15 protein-coding genes and 2 tRNA genes are annotated in these 17030 nt (G+C 30.2%); 12 read left to right on the forward strand and 5 right to left on the reverse strand.

Translation table 11 applies throughout. From position 1 onward, the window contains the following. Positions 1 to 298: 298 nt before the first annotated feature. A complete protein-coding gene (locus ES044_RS13930; protein WP_147120501.1) occupies positions 299 to 658 on the reverse strand; it encodes a cupin domain-containing protein in 360 nt (119 codons plus the stop codon). 171 nt (positions 659 to 829) lie between these two features. Here ES044_RS13930 and aspS point away from each other — a divergent pair, with 171 nt between their 5' ends. The 5 genes from aspS (at position 830) to ES044_RS13950 (ending at position 6086) form a co-directional block, all read left to right on the forward strand. Next, complete coding sequence (aspS, locus tag ES044_RS13935; protein ID WP_147120500.1) at positions 830 to 2584, forward strand: aspartate--tRNA ligase; 1755 nt, start codon at positions 830 to 832, stop codon at positions 2582 to 2584. A gap of 264 nt (positions 2585 to 2848) precedes the next feature. Further along, complete coding sequence (locus ES044_RS18995; protein ID WP_262712577.1) at positions 2849 to 2953, forward strand: DUF6503 family protein; 105 nt, start codon at positions 2849 to 2851, stop codon at positions 2951 to 2953. Between the two features lie 68 nt (positions 2954 to 3021). Further along, on the forward strand, positions 3022 to 3657 hold the full coding sequence (locus ES044_RS13940) for a hypothetical protein (RefSeq protein ID WP_147120499.1): 636 nt from the start codon (positions 3022 to 3024) through the stop codon (positions 3655 to 3657). Further along, positions 3657 to 5441 (forward strand): chloride channel protein, encoded by a 1785-nt coding sequence (locus ES044_RS13945; RefSeq protein WP_147120498.1) that lies wholly within the window; start codon positions 3657 to 3659, stop codon positions 5439 to 5441. The genes ES044_RS13940 and ES044_RS13945 overlap by 1 nt, the downstream gene beginning before the upstream one ends. Positions 5442 to 5453: 12 nt before the next feature. Beyond that, positions 5454 to 6086, forward strand: a complete 633-nt coding sequence (locus ES044_RS13950; protein WP_147120497.1) for a hypothetical protein — start codon at positions 5454 to 5456, stop codon at positions 6084 to 6086. A gap of 186 nt (positions 6087 to 6272) precedes the next feature. Here the strand turns inward: ES044_RS13950 and glpQ are convergent, their stop codons facing one another. After that, positions 6273 to 7253 carry a glycerophosphodiester phosphodiesterase gene (glpQ, locus tag ES044_RS13955; protein WP_147120496.1) on the reverse strand — a complete coding sequence of 327 codons (981 nt, stop codon included), beginning with the start codon at positions 7251 to 7253 and terminating at the stop codon, positions 6273 to 6275. Between the two features lie 116 nt (positions 7254 to 7369). Here glpQ and ES044_RS13960 point away from each other — a divergent pair, with 116 nt between their 5' ends. Continuing rightward, a complete protein-coding gene (locus ES044_RS13960; RefSeq protein ID WP_147120495.1) occupies positions 7370 to 7609 on the forward strand; it encodes a hypothetical protein in 240 nt (79 codons plus the stop codon). Positions 7610 to 7861: 252 nt separating this feature from the next. Here the strand turns inward: ES044_RS13960 and ES044_RS13965 are convergent, their stop codons facing one another. Further along, the gene (locus ES044_RS13965; protein ID WP_147120494.1) at positions 7862 to 8389 is read right to left on the reverse strand and encodes a hypothetical protein; all 528 of its coding nucleotides are present in this window, start codon (positions 8387 to 8389) and stop codon (positions 7862 to 7864) included. 400 nt (positions 8390 to 8789) lie between these two features. Here ES044_RS13965 and ES044_RS13970 point away from each other — a divergent pair, with 400 nt between their 5' ends. From ES044_RS13970 to ES044_RS13995, 6 genes are all read left to right on the forward strand, one after another. After that, on the forward strand, positions 8790 to 10127 hold the full coding sequence (locus tag ES044_RS13970) for a tyrosine-type recombinase/integrase (protein WP_147187307.1): 1338 nt from the start codon (positions 8790 to 8792) through the stop codon (positions 10125 to 10127). A gap of 81 nt (positions 10128 to 10208) precedes the next feature. Beyond that, complete coding sequence (locus tag ES044_RS13975; protein WP_147187308.1) at positions 10209 to 10796, forward strand: hypothetical protein; 588 nt, start codon at positions 10209 to 10211, stop codon at positions 10794 to 10796. A gap of 95 nt (positions 10797 to 10891) precedes the next feature. Further along, positions 10892 to 11164 (forward strand): helix-turn-helix domain-containing protein, encoded by a 273-nt coding sequence (locus tag ES044_RS13980; RefSeq protein ID WP_147187310.1) that lies wholly within the window; start codon positions 10892 to 10894, stop codon positions 11162 to 11164. A gap of 11 nt (positions 11165 to 11175) precedes the next feature. Next, positions 11176 to 11586 carry a hypothetical protein gene (locus tag ES044_RS13985; RefSeq protein WP_147187312.1) on the forward strand — a complete coding sequence of 137 codons (411 nt, stop codon included), beginning with the start codon at positions 11176 to 11178 and terminating at the stop codon, positions 11584 to 11586. Between the two features lie 3 nt (positions 11587 to 11589). After that, the gene (locus tag ES044_RS13990; protein ID WP_147187313.1) at positions 11590 to 14565 is read left to right on the forward strand and encodes a DEAD/DEAH box helicase; all 2976 of its coding nucleotides are present in this window, start codon (positions 11590 to 11592) and stop codon (positions 14563 to 14565) included. A 321-nt stretch (positions 14566 to 14886) separates the two neighbouring features. After that, entirely contained in the window at positions 14887 to 15477 is a 591-nt protein-coding gene (locus ES044_RS13995; protein WP_147187315.1) for a hypothetical protein, read from the forward strand. A gap of 117 nt (positions 15478 to 15594) precedes the next feature. Here the strand turns inward: ES044_RS13995 and ES044_RS14000 are convergent. Both ES044_RS14000 and ES044_RS14005 read right to left on the reverse strand, forming a co-directional pair. Then, a tRNA-Leu gene (locus tag ES044_RS14000) sits at positions 15595 to 15680 on the reverse strand. Between the two features lie 20 nt (positions 15681 to 15700). Further along, positions 15701 to 15772 (reverse strand) — tRNA-Gly (locus ES044_RS14005). Positions 15773 to 17030: the final 1258 nt, after the last annotated feature.

Genomic DNA, 17030 nt, shown 5'->3' on the forward strand with positions numbered 1-17030 from the left:
CCGCCCAAAAGCGGGGTCACTCGAACTGACAGTGCGCATTATCCGTTCTAATAAACATACTGTCACTTCGAGTGATCACGCTTTTTCAGCGTGATTGTATCGAGAAGCTCTCCTATAAATCTATACTATTTTTATTACTTCAAAATGTTCTCGATACAACCCCGCCCAAAAGCGGGGTCACTCGAACTGACAGTGCGTTCTTACTGTTGTATATAAAAGTTCACATACTATCATTTCGAGTGATCACGCTTTTTTAGTGTGATTGTATCGAGAAGTTTTCTATAAAGATTCAATATTTCTAAATATTCTCATACGTTTCAACAGTGATATCTGCAATAATATTTCCTGTATGTTTTATGCTTAAAGGTTCAAATAATACAATATGAACTTCCTCTTTTGCGATGGGTTTGTGTTCAACTCCTTTTGGTACAATGTGAAATTCGCCTTCGTTTAAAGTGATGGTTTTGTCTCTAAATTCAATTTCTAAAGTTCCTTTGATAACCATAAAAAGTTCGTCTTCGTTATCGTGTTTATGAAAAACGAATTCGCCTTTTAGTTTTGCTAATAAAATTTGTTGTCCGTTTAATTCTCCAACTTTTTTTGGTGACCAATGATCTGAAAATAAGTTGAATTTTTCTTGAATATTAATTACGCTCATAAAGACAAATTTACATAACTAAATGTTGCGTTACCGATTGAAGTGGCATCCTTTTTGTTTTTCACAAAAAGATATAACGAAAAGCGGGGCATTTCTGTTTAGAAATGAATGCCCAAAAGATTATTATTCAGTCAAAAATGTTTAGTTTTGTAGCCTAAATTTTAGAAGAAAATGTATAGAAGTCATTCTTGCGGAGAGTTAAGAGCATCGCATGCCAATACAGAGGTAACTTTATCTGGTTGGGTTCAGAAATCGCGTGATAAGGGGTTTGTAATTTGGGTTGATTTGCGAGATAGATACGGAATTACACAGTTAATTTTTGATGAAGTCCGCACGCCAAAAGAAATGATGGAAAAAGCAAAATCTCTAGGCAGAGAATTTGTAATACAAGTTACAGGAACCGTGATTGAGCGTGAATCTAAAAACGCAAAATTGGCAACAGGCGCCGTTGAAGTGTTGGTTTCTAAACTAGAAATTTTAAACGCGTCGATTACACCACCTTTTACAATTGAAGATAAAACGGATGGAGGAGAAGACATCAGAATGAAATATAGATATTTAGACATTAGAAGAAATCCTGTTAAAAACAGTTTAATTTTTCGTCATAAAGTATCGATGGAAGTCAGGAAATACTTGTCTGACCAAGAATTTATAGAAGTTGAAACGCCGTATTTAATAAAATCTACGCCAGAGGGCGCAAGAGATTTTGTAGTGCCATCTAGAATGAATGAAGGTCAGTTTTATGCTTTACCACAATCGCCACAAACCTTTAAACAATTGTTGATGGTTGGCGGAATGGATAAATATTTTCAGATTGTAAAATGCTTTAGAGACGAAGATTTACGTGCAGACAGACAGCCAGAATTCACACAAATTGACTGTGAAATGGCCTTTGTTGAGCAAGAAGATATTCTAACTGTTTTTGAGGGATTAACGCGTCACTTACTAAAAGAAATTAATAATGTTGAGGTAGCGGAATTCCCGAGAATGTTATACGATGATGCGATGCGTTTGTATGGAAATGACAAACCAGACATTCGTTTTGGAATGGTGTTTGGCGAGTTAAACGAAGTTACACAACACAAAGATTTTGGCGTTTTTAATGCAGCTGAATTGGTGGTTGGTTTTGCCGTTCCTGGAGGAAATACGTACACAAGAAAAGAGATAGACAATATTATAAAATGGATAAAACGTCCACAAGTTGGCGCTTTAGGAATGATTTATTGTCGTGTAAACGAAGATGGATCTTTTAAATCTTCGGTAGATAAATTCTACGATCAAGAAGATTTAGCGAAATGGGCAGAAAAAACAGGCGCAAAAGTTGGCGATTTAATTTGTGTTTTATCAGGAGAAACGAATAAGGTTAGAGCACAATTATCGGCGTTAAGAATGGAGTTGGCAGCACGTTTAGGTTTGAGAGATCCAAAAGTATTTGCACCGCTGTGGGTAATTGATTTTCCGTTGTTAGAATTAGACGAAGAAACAGGACATTATCATGCAATGCACCACCCATTTACATCGCCAAAACCAGGACAAATGGAATTGTTAGACACAGATCCTGGAGCTGTAAAAGCAAATGCGTACGATTTAGTGTTAAACGGAAATGAAATTGGTGGAGGTTCTATTCGTATTCATGACAAACAAATGCAAGCGACCATGTTGCGTCATTTAGGTTTTTCTGATGAAGATGCCAAAGTGCAATTTGGTTTCTTAATGGATGCTTTTGAATATGGTGCGCCACCGCACGGAGGTTTGGCTTTTGGTTTAGACAGATTGGTTGCTATTTTAGGCGGACAAGAAACAATTCGTGATTATATTGCCTTTCCGAAGAATAATTCAGGAAGAGATGTTATGATCGATGCACCTGCTTTTATAGATGATGCACAATTAAAGGAGTTGAGTTTGAAATTGGATATTAAAGAATAAAATAGATTTTATGATTATTTAGACCTCACAGGTTCTTGTGCTGAACTTAATTCAGTATCTAAATCGGTGAGGTCTTTTTACTTATTTTTTTTTATTACTTTTAAGCTATGAAAAATTTAGTCACATTTTATTGTTTCTTGCATCAATAGCTAGATTTTTTACAAGGTCTTACGAAAAAAGCTATTTAGTATTAGAGGACACTTAATTCTGAACAAGTAAGAAAAATATATTTCGTGTTTTTATTTTTATTTTAAAAGCTATGCAATGGAAGTTTATCAGTTTTTTAAAGACGTTTCTAAAAATGATACGGAATATATTTTATTGTCAGGTTTAGAAATGATTAATGATGTTAAAATACCCAAAAAATAGAGGGTATTATGATAACAAAGACAGCAAATATTTAGGAACCGATATTTTATCAAAAGAAAATAAACAACATGACTTTTTCAAAAGAATTTAAAGAATCGTTAAGTCATTTACCATCAAAAGAGAAAGATAAATTGATTTTACGTTTATTAAGAAAAGATGTAAAGTTAGCAAATCGTTTACTTTTTGAATTGGTAAGTACAAGTACGGTAGAAGAGCAAAGAGATAAAGTAGAAAATAGGTTGCTTTTCTTGGTCAGAAAAAGTGCAGAAAACGGGCATTATTCTATTGGGTATTTAAATTGGGATGTTAGAGATTTTAGTGGTGTAATTACAAATCACGTAAGTATTACCAAAGATAAATTTGGCGAAGCATATTTGAATTTAATCATGATAAATGAAGTTTTAATGCTCAATAAAAGCTTTATTTTAGATAGTAGACCACCAGCAAAAAGAAGAAAGTTTTGTGTAGCTGTAATATCCAGAGCGTTTAAAATTTTATTAATTATACACAAATTAGACGATGATTTTTTAATAGAATTTGAGGAGAGTTTAAAGAAATTTGGTGAATTAATTTCGGATAATAAATTTTTAATGGCAGAAGCTATCAAAAATGGATTGGATGTTAATTGGTTATTAAAAGTGGAGGTTCCAGAAGACATTACTGCCATATACAAAGAAATAAGAGCAAAAGGATTTTTAAGATAATGCCAACAACAAAAACCATATATAGAAAAATATTAGTTTGGAGATATAGACATATTTCTGAAAGACAATTTATATATATATTAAGTATTTTAGTAGGCTTCTTAGCAGGTTTAGGAGCCGTAATTTTAAAAAATTTAACACACTTTTTTCAACATCTTTTAGAAGGTGGGTTGGTAAGTTATTATCATCATGCTTTTTACTTTCTATTTCCAATTATTGGTTTAGCGATTGTATATTTTATCATAAAATATATTATTAGAAATAAAGTGAGTCATGGTATTCCTTCTACACTTTTTGCTATTTCAAAAAGAAAAGGAATTATGAAGCGTTACCAGATGTTTGCGTCTATTTTAACAGCGCCAATAACAGTGGGTTTTGGGGGTTCTGTTGGGTTAGAAGGGCCTACAGTAGCAACAGGAGCAGCAATCAGCTCTAATGTTGCGAGATTGTTTCATTTAAATCAAGCTACAAGAAGTTTATTAATTGGTTGTGCTGCGGCAGGTGCACTTTCATCAATATTTAAAGCTCCTATTGCCGCTATTATTTTTGCGATAGAAGTTTTTAGTTTAGACTTAACAATTGCCTCTATGTTGCCGTTACTTTTAGCTTCTCTGTCTGCAATTATTACTTCTCGGTTTTTTTTTGGTTCTGATGTTTTACTCCCTTTTCAAATTGAAGACGCTTTTAAAATACAGGATATTCCGTTTTTTATGATTTTGGGTGTAGTTATAGGCTTAGTTTCTATTTATTTTACGGAAGTTTATGAAAGAATTCAAAAACTTTTTGATAAAATTGGTTCGCCAATAAAACGACTTTTAGTTGGTGGTATTGGTTTGGGTGTTTTGGTTTATTTTGTACCGCCTTTGTATGGAGAAGGTTTTGAAGTTATTAATAATCTTCTTGCAGGAAACCCTGAAGAGGCCTTAAAAAATAACTTTATGGACTTGGATTTAACCAATGTATGGATCGTTATTTTATTGTTGTTTGGGCTCGTTTTTTTTAAAATCATAGCAAGTGCTTTAACTTTTGGAGCTGGTGGCGTTGGTGGTATTTTTGCACCAACACTCTTTATGGGGAGTGTTATGGGAAACTGTGTTGCTAAAATAATTAACGCAACTGGGCTTGCTAATGTTTCTGAAAGTAATTTTACTTTGGTAGGAATGGCGGGTTTAATGGCTGGGGTTTTACATGCTCCATTAACAGCAATATTTTTGATTGCGGAACTAACAGGAGGTTATGAACTTTTTATTCCGTTAATGTTAACCGCTACAATTTCTTATTCTATCGCAAAATATGTACATCCATATTCTGTTTATGCCATGCAGTTGGGTAGAAAAGGCGAATTAATTACACATAATAAAGATCATGCGGTGCTAACTTTAATGGATATTAATCGAGTCATAGAAAGTAATTTTGTAGCTGTTTATTCAGATATGAATCTAGAAAGTATGATTAAAAAAGCAGTGGTAAAATCGAACAGAAATATTTTTCCTGTAATTAGTGAAAAAGATCAAAGGCTAATTGGTATTCTTTTATTAGATGATTTAAGACCTATAATGTTTGATCAAACTTTATACAAAAGTGTTTTTGCAAGAGATTTAATGCAGAATCCTCCAGAAATAATAGTTATTGGTAAAGATAAAATGACGGATATTATGAAGAAGTTTAAAGAAAGTGGTGCTTGGAATTTACCGGTGGTAAAAAACGATCGGTATATTGGTTTTATTTCAAAATCGAAATTATTAACAGCCTACAGAAATAAGTTGATAGAAGTAACAGGTTAGAAAAAAATAAAAATGAAAGAGAATAGTTTTTCAAATAAAATGCGTAAAAAGTCTGATGAAGAGTTAGCACTTATTTTTGAGCAAAAAGATAATTATACGGATGAAGCTCTTGAAGCTGTTGTTTTAGAATTGGATGCAAGAAACTTAATAGATAAAGCAATTGTATCAAAATATAAAAGAGTTCAGGAAGAAGATGCGCAAGCAGCGGTTATGAGAGAACCAACTGTTTTAAAAAATTTTAAAGCTGATGAAAGTCCTTTTGAAGAATTAGTGCAACCTGTATTGTATTCTAAAAAAGCGATTCAGGGTTTTACTATTTTCTTTTCTACACTTTTTGGTGCTGTTTTGCTGATGAGTAATTTAAAGGAAATGAACAAACCTAAAGAAAGACTGCAAGTGCTTCTTTTCGGAATAGGGTATACCGTTTTTACCCTTGTACTTCTAAATTTTATTCCGGGAATATTTTTTATCACCTTAATTTTTAACATTATCGGCTATACCGTTTTAGTCGAGTATTTCTGGAATAAACATCTAGGAAAAGAAGTAGAACATCAGAAGAAAGCAATTTCAAAACCTTTAATTATTTCGCTAGGTATTTTGGTTTTAATTGTTTTATTGCAGTTTTTACCTACACTCTTACAGTAAAATTAAACTAGCCTTAAGGTTCTTTATCAATTCTTAATAGTTTTTGAGTATGAAAAATAACTTTCGATTTTTGCGCTGTTCTACCAATTGTATAAAACTCGAAAACTATTAAAAAGTGTAATTTTTTGTCGCTATTAAAATTATATAACCGCTGTTAAAATGGTTTTATAGAATTGGGTATTTATTTTACTGCTTTTCTTTTAAAAAGTTTACAACTAGATCAGGGAAATCTGTAAAAGCACCATCTATATTTGCTTCTATTAAGAGTGTTTCCATCATTTCTTCAAAGCTGTTAAATTCGGCCAAAGCATCGGCTCTAAAGGTATAAGGATGCACTTTTAAACCTAATTGATGCGCATCAGAAACCAACGAAGTAAAAGTGAATTTACCGTTAATTTTTTGATCTAAAATTTGGCGATACCAAGGTCCAATTCCGTCTGCATACGTGGCAAAATGATTTAATTGTTTTGTTTCTTCTGGGAATTCCATTAACTGAACCAAAAATAATGATGACTTTAATTCTACCCGAATGCGCTCTAATTCTTTCGCATCAAAACACTGTAAAATACACTTGTCTTTTTTAGTTTTATACCCATAATTAGCAAGAATTTTTAGTACAATTTCTGTAAGTTTTTTTCCTTCTTTTTGATGAAATTCAGGATCTTTAATTTCTGGATAAATGCCGATGTTTTTTTTGGTTGATACATTTAATCCCTGAATTAGTTCAATTTCTTCTTGTAAAGAGTGCAATTTGAAATTCCCTTTTCCTTTCGGAAAGCGAGTTTTATAAACTTGTTCACCAGTTTTTGGGTTAAAACGTTCTGAAACTTGTAGTGTTTTTAATTCAGCAAACGTAAAATCGATTACATAAAAACGGTTATCAATTCTTTTTCTGTCTGGAAATATTATGGCAACATTGGTAACATCATCTAAATAAATATCATGAATTACCATAGGAATATTGTCTTTACTTAAGACTACATCTTGCTCAATAAAGTCTACATTCATGGCGTGTGCCATTGTCTTTGCTTCTAAAGTGTGTTCGGGCAAATACCCAGAAGCACCTCTATGCGCAATGACTATTTTTTTATTCATAGTTGCTTTTTTTATAGGTTGATTGCAGGAAGATAGCAGTAAATAAATTAAAAATAATAAAACTGATTTCATTTAAAAGTAGTTTTGATTTTAACGGATACTAATTTCTTAAAGGGTCTCAAAGATGAGCCGCTTATTTTACGTATTATTTATGTTTTTACAAGATATAACTTTTGTAAATTTACAGCATGAAAACAGTAATAAATATAATGTTGGTTATTTTTTTAGTTTGGATGATAACTGGGCTTTATTTAGTAAACCAAGACCATGAAAAAGCACAAATTGTAATGGGGTTAGGCGTTTTTTATTTTTCGTTCTTATTTATGCCTTTCTTTATTTATTACAGATACAGAGATGGAAAATATAAGAAATATATTTTGACCGATGAAAAGTTGAAACAAGCTTTTAATCAACAAGGAAAAAAATAATTCATCTTATTTTTGATAACTACAAAAAAAACTTTTAGTGTACTTTTGGCGTTTTTTTAATGATATTGTTGGCTGATTGTTATGAATCAAGACTAGCATAAGTTTTTAGGAGATTTAATTATTTTGCGGACTAATTCTTATAAAGAGTTTCTTTATTCTATTTTTTTGTGAACGGGTATTATTTATATTGCTCTATTATTAGGGAAAATAATTAAAAATTAACACACTAAAGACCTACTTTTATTTAATAGTTTACCAATCTTCGTTTTTATTAATTTTCAAGGTTAGTATTTTAAGGAAGTCCTTATTTAAATTTGATAAAGTTTTTCTTGCTGTATTATTTTTTCTTATCTCGTGATAGTTGTTTCGTACAGTTATATCTTCTAAAGCAGAGTTTGTGTTCATTTCAATACCTCCAAAATCCATATTTAGTGGTTTAAACTTTATATTCGAAATTGAAATTCTACACCTATTTTCTTTAATGTCGATACTTACAAAGGAGTTAAAAGCTGTTTGAACAGCAATAGGCATACCCCTTAAGTCACTTATTTTAGGATAACTTGAAAAACCAGTGAAACCATAATTAGTATATTTTAAATTATTCAAAAAACTATTTGTAGTTATAAACTCTTTTAATATTTCCGTTATTGAGTCTTTTGAGCCTTTAAATTCATAAACTTTTTGCCAAACTATTTTTTTATCTTCTTGAAGTTTAAAGTTTTCGTACTCTATTTTTGGATTTTGAGTATAAGTATAAATAGTAGAAATTAATAATAGCAAAGTAAATATATTTTTTATAATTCTATTTTCTACCAATTTAATAAATATGGTAAACTAAAAGAGGGAGTCAAAAACAATTTTACGTTTGGTTTAAAAAATGGTTGGCAAGATCAACTTTTATAAAAACAAAAAACCGCTGAAAATCAAACGATTAACAACGGTTATTGTACTGAAGGCGGGACTTGAAATAGCTTATTTTAGCACCTTTTGAAACCCTTGTAAAACATAGCTAAACCCTTTTCACTTAACGAAACCGTTGCTATTATTGACTTAAAAAAGATTAACTAAAATTAACTAGAATTAAGTAAGATTAAAATTCACAATACAAAAATCGTACAAGCCGTACAAAAAAGATTTTTTAGCCTTATATTTGTATTGTTCAAAATTCAATAATATAAATATGGCTACTATTAATTTTCTATTTCGTTCTACAAGAAAAAGCGCACCGTTAACAGTTCGATTATTATTCAGAGATAAAACAGGAAACGATTTTACATTTAGCGCAAAAACAAAATATATCGTATCGGCTGAATACTGGAAATTTCACAATAAGAACTCAAAAGATGCAACTATAAAAAATAAAAAAGTAGAGGTTAATACTGATATTTTAACTATCGAAAATTATTTAATGGCTGAATTTAACAAGTTAGACACAGATACAAAGCCAATACCTAAAGACTGGTTAAAAAATCAAATTGATTTATTTTACAATCCAATTACAGAAAACAAACAAAGCGACTTATTAACAGATGCAATACAATGTATAATTGATGAAGCACCAACAAGAAAAAACGGTAAGGGCGGTATTGGTTTGTCAAAAAGTAGAGTGAACGCCTACACTTCACTAAAAAATATGCTTACTGAATACCAAAAGCAAGAAACTTTTAAGGTAAAAGATGTAAACGTAAAATTTGCAAAAGACTTTTTAAAATATTTACTGAATACAAAGAAGTATCAAAAAAGCTATGCACTTAAAAAAATAGCAGACTTAAAAACGGTTTGCAATGATGCATCTTTTTACGGAATAGAAACTAATATCCAATTAAAAAAGATTGATAGTACTAAAACCAAAAACGAAAATATACTTTATTTAAACCCTAAAGAATTAAAGCAGATAGAAGATACCATTTTATTAAGTGAATCGCTTAAAAACGCTCGTAAATGGCTAATGTTAGGCGTAAATTTAGGACAAAGAGGTAACGACCTTTTACAATTAAACGAAAGCAATTTTAAGACCTTAAAGAATTTAGAAGTTATACAGCTAAAGCAACAAAAAACAGATAAGAACGTAACAATACCCGTACTAGCAAAAACTAAAGAAATTATAAAAAGCGGTTTGCCTTATAAAATATCTATTCAGAAATTTAACATACATATTAAAGAAATTTGCAAACTTGCAGAAATTAACGAACTGATAAAAGATAGCAAGATAACAGTAACCGAAAAGGGCAAAGGAAACAAAGAGAAAAGAAAAGTTAGCGGTATCTATCCTAAATGGGAATTAATGGCTTCACACGTTTGTAGACGTAGTTTTTGCACCAACTTATACGGAATACTACCAACGCCCTTAATAATGAGTATATCGGCTCACAGTTCAGAAAAAATGCTACTAAATTATATTGGCAAAGATAGTTTAGATTTTGCCCAACAAATTGCAGATTTTTATACCTTACAAGCGTTAAAAGAGAAAAAAGAACCTCAACTACAAGTTATCAAAAACGCATCAAACCAAAGTTAAGACAAACTACTCTAAAGCCTTTTAATTAATTTTAAGAGGATTTTATTATATTTACAATGTACCTACTTAAAACCGTTCAGAATGAAGATTATAATAAGTGAATTAAATAGAATAAATACAAATTTAAACTTATTAGATTTTAGTGAAAAATTTAATGAATATTACAAAAACAAAGATGAAGATAAAAAGCAATCAATTAGAAATGTAATAGAACTACAATACATACCAGACTTAAAATTAAAAAATAAATTAATTAAAAAGGATTATTTTAGAAACGGACACAGTCATTCTGTTATGATAATGGGGTACGAATTTAATAAATCTAAAATATTATTTTTAAAAAAATATTTAAAGGATATTAAAAACGAAGACAATAAAGAAAGTGATTTACCAAAATGGTTTCCTATTGGTTTAGGTTTTGCAACTGGAGAAATACAAAAAAAAATAGGCAAAAAGATTTCGGCACGTAAAATAGCAATAGAATATAATTTAGAGAAATATCATAATTGTATTTCAAGTACAAAAAGTAACACAATAGTAGATACTAAAAATATTTATAGCGACTGGAATAAATTAAAACGTGTTTATGATTATTGTATTGCAAATGAGATTAAAATATGCGCTGATTTTATGAAAGCTTATAGTCTTAAATTAAAGGAAATGAATTAAAGTTAATCGTTACAGTAACGTTACCGTAACACCTCTGTTTAACAGTAAGTTAGGTATATTTTTGTGAAACATAACACTAAAAAATGTTTTACAGTATGCAAACAGTACAATTTATTTCGGTAACACCCGACCAACTTCAAAACGCAATTATTGAGGGCGTAAAAACTCAATTAGAAAGTCTTAAACTTCACTTTGAACCAAAGCAACCAAAGACGTATTTAACACGTGCCGAGGTTTCTAAAATGCTAAACGTTTCGTTTGTTACGCTTAACAAATGGAATAAAACAGGGCGCTTAAAAGCGGTCGGTATTGGTGGGCGGGTTTTGTACCGTCAAGAAGATATTGATAACGCAATTGTAGAAATTTAAAAAGCTGAATGATGTCTAAAAAAACACCAAACAGCCGTAAGTCTTTTGAGAAAGGACAAAACAAAGATAAGCAAAATATAGCACGCCTAATAACGTACGTAGAGCAAACTAAATACATAGAGAAAGGCGAACAGCTTACTATCTGCAAACAGTTTAATTTGCCATACAAAAAGAGTGTATTTGCTAATGAATACAGAAAGCGTTTTTATAACTATTTATTTTATACCACCACCACCACAGCAGACGTATGTAAACAAACTAACATACCCGAAAAGTTTCTTTGTCAAGCAAAAGCCTACTATGAGAAAAAAGGACTATTACAGGTTTTATTTTCTGATAGATGCCCAGCTACAAAGAGCAAAAATGTTAATTTTTTAAGTACAAATAAGAGGTTATTTAAAGAACATTATAAAATAAAGTAAGTTATGAGCGACTTCACAAAAGTCGTTTCAATAACTGATTTCAAAGTAAGTGTAAAGCATCATTTTAATAGTTCTAAAATGGTGCAAAGCGCACCGCTATTTAGTGAGATTTACAATTACTATTCTAGTAAGAATAAAAACAGTATTCCCGTTAAAAAGCATCATACTTTAAATACTTTATTAGAACGATTAAATAATATTAAAAGCAAACCTACTAAAAGCAATAGTATTGCAATACTCAAAGGTTTATACAAAGGCGGTACAAGTGGCGAATACTGTTATAAGAGCGCACCTTTTTTATTTTTTGATATAGATGTAAAAGAAAATGAAAATAGTCGCTTACTGAAAACGAAACCAAATGCAGATGTATTTGCACAATTACAACAAATAGCGGTTTTGGTATGGGGTTCTAATAGTGGCAAAGGTATTGCGGGCGTTTTATACGTGCCACAATTAGCCGAGGTTTTAAATAATGATACAACCAAACATTTAAAAATATGTAATTCAATTACTGATTATTTAACTACTATTTTAAATGTAAAGTTTGACAATGCTCAAAACAAATTTAGACAGGTAAGATACCTTGCTATGCAAACCGAAAAACGTTTTATCAACAATAAACCTTATGTATTTACGTACGATTTAAAAGAAGTTGTAAAGGTTTCAAATACGGGCGTTAAGCAATACAGGTTTAAAGATAATAGGGCGGTTTATGGCTCAATCAAAGAACAGTTTAACAATAGCACCACCATAGAAACCGCACTCATAGAAAACGGTTTAAGTCAAGTAAGTGCTAACAGATACAAACACCCCAGTACTACAAGTAAAGACACGGGTTTTGTAAAGGATAATACATTTATAAATTTTAGTGGTAGTTTTTCAAATTATTACAAGTTTACGCCCTATGATTTATATTTAAAACTTCACTATAATAACGATTATAGGCGTTTTATAGCAGACTTAAAGTTAAAAGGATATACAGAAAAGCAACCGCAACAAAAAGACTTTAAACAAGCTGAAAATAGTTTAAGAGAAAACAAAGAAGACCGAGCAAAACAGATTTTTACAGTGTGTTATGATTTAATAAATGCACCTTATAAAGCCAAGGTAAATTTTACGAATGAGAACGCTAAAAATGATGCTGAAAAAATACTGTTTTTTGATTATTTGAAGTTAAAACCTTTGTCTATTAAATATGATAAAACACTATCTATAAAAAACTATGTTAGTGAACAGCTTAAAACTATTTTAGATTATTCAGATGCTAATGATAAAACCATCTTAACAGCCGAAACAGGAACAGGAAAAACAACCGCTTTTTTATTGGATTTTACAAAGTACCGCCCTAAAAAAAGACTGTTAATTTTAGCACCCTTAACCGCAATCGTAGAGCAGACAAAGAGCAGTTTTAACAATATTATTACACTTACAGGCAACAGCACCCGTGAAGACCATATCAAAGCAAAAAAGGTTTCTATTGTTATGGCAACCTATGAGCAAGGTTATAAACATCTTAAAGACCCGAATACCTTTGATTATATTGTAGTTGATGAGGTGCATAATTTAATAACAGCAAACGGTTATAAACGTGAAGCGATAAAGAATCTTACAAGCCTATTTAAAAACTACACTATTATAGGACTTACAGGAACTACAAACCAACTATTTAAGGCTATTGGCTATAAGTTAGTGAATGTAAAAAAAGAGCATTTAAAGCCAGTTGATGTTTCTATGATAGTAGATAATAGAGCACCTTTAAAAATAGCTTTACAGCACTTGCAGAGTGTAAAGGGTAAATGTATTTTACGTATCAATAGCCGTAACGTTGCAACCTCATTAAAACTAGAATTATTAAAATTAAAGAAATATAAAAAGGGCGAAATTCTTATTTTAAATGCAGATAATCATATCAAAAAGAGTGAAGATTTTAAACAGCTTACTTCACAAAGTAGGTTTAATGATGTTATAAAATTAGTAATTACAACGTCTATAATAGATGAGGGTTTAAGTATAAAGCAAGACGGTTTTACAGATGCCGTATTTATTGAAACCGATTATAAACCAATGCCCGAATCTGTTAAACAATTCTTTGCACGTTTTCGGAATGAAGACCCGATCCGAAAAAATTATTTTTATTATAAAGAAACTGAAGACCAAACGTTAAGAAGTTGGAATCCGAATTATGCATTTTTACAAACTAAAAAAAATCTTATTGCAGATGCTAAAAACTTTAATGTAAACGATACCGATAAAAAGGACAATGCCAGTACTAAATATTTGTATTATGAAAACAGCTTTGTAAACGATTATGCACTTGCTTATGATATTGCAAAAAGTTTTTTTAGTATGATGACAAAACAGGAATACATACAGTTTTTGCAGTTAAATTATAATATCAATATCATAGAAGACAAAAAAAATATTTGTACTGATTTTGATACAACCGAAAGCAAAGAACAAACCAAGCAAAATAAAATATTGATAGCTATTAATTGGCTACATAATAAAGATGAGGTTTTAAGTGCTTTGTATGTTATTACAGATAATTTAGAGTTAAAAAAATCAATCGCTTACATAGGTTTACAGCCTATTGATGATGTTTATAATTTAGTAAGTGATAATTTAAAGACGTTTGAAGACCTGCATAAAAACAGCGAACGTTTAGAGCGTTTAGGCGTTAATGATGTAGATAGTATCTTAATTGATAAAACAAAAATAAAGCCTATTGATATTAGAACGATAAACCGCAGCATCAAACTATATCAAAATATCGATACAATAAACAACCCAAACACAAAAACAGATGAGAAAAATAAGACCAAACTTTTGAAGTTTCTTGCTGAAGCTAAAAAGCTAAAAACAGTCAATAAAACGACCTTGTTTAAAGAGTGGTATAAATTAAGATGCAACAGTAAAAACCCGAGTTATTACAATCTTATAGACTTGTTAGAATGGTACGTAAAAAGTGATATTTTTTAGGGTAAAACATCTTTACTATTATAAGGAATATAAAAAGATGTTAGAATCTGTTAACCCCTATGAATAAAGGCGTACAGAGAAATTCACTACAAAATTTTAAAGGTGCTAAATTTTGTAAAAAAAGCATAAAAAAAGGCTACCAAAAAGGCAACCTTTACAACCGTTCAAAGTTCAATAATATTATAACATATTACCAATGTAAAGATAGAGTTTTAATCGTTAGATTTTCAAAAAAGGACACTATAAAAAGGAGCACCAAAGTTCAATTTATTGCAAAATTCCCTAATTATTTAGGTTTCACACAAAAATAAAAAAAATACAATGCCAAAAAATTACACGTTTCCATACTTATTTGATGAAAGCAAAAGTTTATCAATAACAGATTTAAAAAAGATGAGGTACTTTAAAAAAAATAAAACTATTGGTGGCACTATCAATTGGAAAAGAGGTGGCGAAAATACTGGTAGTATTGGCGTTAAGGTTACTATGAGTGAAAATGATACTTATATTGATTTAAATTACACTTGTAATAAGCAAGATTATAATTACAGGGTTTTTGTAGTATCTGTAAAATCTAATTTAAACAAAGGCGAAATTTTATACTTTAAATGTAAGTTTACAGGAATGAGATGCAGAAAGCTTTATTTAATAAATGGTAGGTTTCAACATAGAACCGCCATAAAAACAGGAATGTACTCAACTCAAACCAAAAGCAAGAAGTGGCGTGAAATAGAAAGGGTTTTTGGTAGTTACTTTGATAAGGATAAAATCTATGCCGAACTTTACAGCAAACATTTTAGACAATCTTACAACGGTAAACCGACAAAAAAATATTTAAAGTTGATGCAGAAAATAAAAAAAGTTAATAGTGTAGACCCGAATGATATTGAAAGGTTACTACTTTCTAAATAAGAGAGTATTTAAGCTATGAAATGAAGTAAATAAAAACTAACAATACAAAAATCGAACAAATCAACTTTTATAAAAACAAAAAACCGTTGAAAATCAAACGATTAACAACGGTTATTGTACTGAAGGCGGGACTTGAACCCGCACGGCCATTACTGACCACTGGATTTTAAGTCCAGCGTGTCTACCAATTCCACCACTTCAGCATTAGTATTTTATAAAATAGAGCGAAAGACGGGATTTGAACCCGCGACCCCCACCTTGGCAAGGTGATGCTCTACCCCTGAGCTACTTTCGCAGGATTGATGTTGTAAAAGAACTTGCTTTCTAAAGTGTTATTTTTAGAGCTGCAAATATAGTAAGTTTTATAGATCTCACAAGTACTTTTACTGTTTTTTAAAATAGTTTTTTTAAAATATTCTTTTAAGTAGTCACAGCAAATTAATAAAAGGAGATTAGTGTATCGTTTTTAGCCATAATTGTTTTATTCTAACCTCATTTATTGGTTAAAAAATATTTATTTTTAGAAGTTTAATGTTTTTTTTAGAATTATAAATAGATAAAGGCTGTTTCTAAATTCGTTTTTGCTTAAAATAAACGGACTTGAAATGATGTTAATTTTAATTCGTTTTTTTATTCATAATTTTTTTAAAGAATTTAAAGCGCAATTTAGGTTTACGTTCTACTTTTTTACTTTAATTTTCTTTTTCAAAAGGTAGTTTTTAATCTAAAATAAGTTTAAAAATTAAATTTAAGAATTGAGAGTAGAATATGTAGAACTCTAATTATAGATTTAGAAAAAATTTTAAGTTTGCATTAACATTAATAAAAAAAGCTGAAGCTTTAGCTTCGACTTTTTTATTTGGTACACCAAATTGACCTATTCTCGAACCAAACTATAAAATTGTTTGAAAATTTTAATAAGATGTTTTGAAATTAAAAAAAGCAAATCTATTTCTCGTAGATCCTTCGAAATCCGAAAAGGTAAAGCTAATTGCATTTTCCCCGACAACCTTAAGGGCAATAGTTTTTCCAAACCTTATACAGCTTCAATTATTACTACTGCCAAATGTATACTCCCTCTCTTGTGATTTCTCTAAACACGAATATATCGCTATCTTTGTTAATTACAACAAAGTAGACGTTTGAGTAATTACAGCAATCGTTTTCAACATTATTTAAACTTCTCTCTTCCCATTAGTAGTATTGTTATTCGGACTTTTGATAGCTATACAGTAATTTATCAGTAGAGAACGCGATCATATTAAAATTAATACTTTAGAAAGGGTTATTGTAAATATTTCTAAATTTTAGAATTGAATCATCACTAATACTAAAAGCGACGATTAAAATGGTGAAGGCTAAAAAAATAGTTTGAACGGTATAAATTAAACCTTAAAAAGGTCAACCTATATCAGTATAACACATTTTATTTATTCCGTTTTTTAGAGCATTAGATAGATCAAGTGTAAAGCCAATATAACCACCAATAGGACTGCCAATTTTATCGTCATTTACAAATATTTATGAGGTAATATTTACACTTTCAAAATACA

The organism is Polaribacter sp. IC066, assembly GCF_007997085.1.
GTDB lineage: Bacteria > Bacteroidota > Bacteroidia > Flavobacteriales > Flavobacteriaceae > Polaribacter.

Bases quoted from the DNA above. Each gene is read 5' to 3' on its own strand.
- ES044_RS13930 (WP_147120501.1), bottom strand. From the start codon at position 658: ATGAGCGTAATTAATATTCAAGAAAAATTCAACTTATTTTCAGATCAT.
- aspS (WP_147120500.1), top strand. From the start codon at position 830: ATGTATAGAAGTCATTCTTGCGGAGAGTTAAGAGCATCGCATGCCAAT.
- ES044_RS18995 (WP_262712577.1), top strand. From the start codon at position 2,849: ATGGAAGTTTATCAGTTTTTTAAAGACGTTTCTAAAAATGATACGGAA.
- ES044_RS13940 (WP_147120499.1), top strand. From the start codon at position 3,022: ATGACTTTTTCAAAAGAATTTAAAGAATCGTTAAGTCATTTACCATCA.
- ES044_RS13945 (WP_147120498.1), top strand. From the start codon at position 3,657: ATGCCAACAACAAAAACCATATATAGAAAAATATTAGTTTGGAGATAT.
- ES044_RS13950 (WP_147120497.1), top strand. From the start codon at position 5,454: ATGAAAGAGAATAGTTTTTCAAATAAAATGCGTAAAAAGTCTGATGAA.
- glpQ (WP_147120496.1), bottom strand. From the start codon at position 7,253: ATGAAATCAGTTTTATTATTTTTAATTTATTTACTGCTATCTTCCTGC.
- ES044_RS13960 (WP_147120495.1), top strand. From the start codon at position 7,370: ATGAAAACAGTAATAAATATAATGTTGGTTATTTTTTTAGTTTGGATG.
- ES044_RS13970 (WP_147187307.1), top strand. From the start codon at position 8,790: ATGGCTACTATTAATTTTCTATTTCGTTCTACAAGAAAAAGCGCACCG.
- ES044_RS13975 (WP_147187308.1), top strand. From the start codon at position 10,209: ATGAAGATTATAATAAGTGAATTAAATAGAATAAATACAAATTTAAAC.
- ES044_RS13980 (WP_147187310.1), top strand. From the start codon at position 10,892: ATGCAAACAGTACAATTTATTTCGGTAACACCCGACCAACTTCAAAAC.
- ES044_RS13985 (WP_147187312.1), top strand. From the start codon at position 11,176: ATGTCTAAAAAAACACCAAACAGCCGTAAGTCTTTTGAGAAAGGACAA.
- ES044_RS13990 (WP_147187313.1), top strand. From the start codon at position 11,590: ATGAGCGACTTCACAAAAGTCGTTTCAATAACTGATTTCAAAGTAAGT.
- ES044_RS13995 (WP_147187315.1), top strand. From the start codon at position 14,887: ATGCCAAAAAATTACACGTTTCCATACTTATTTGATGAAAGCAAAAGT.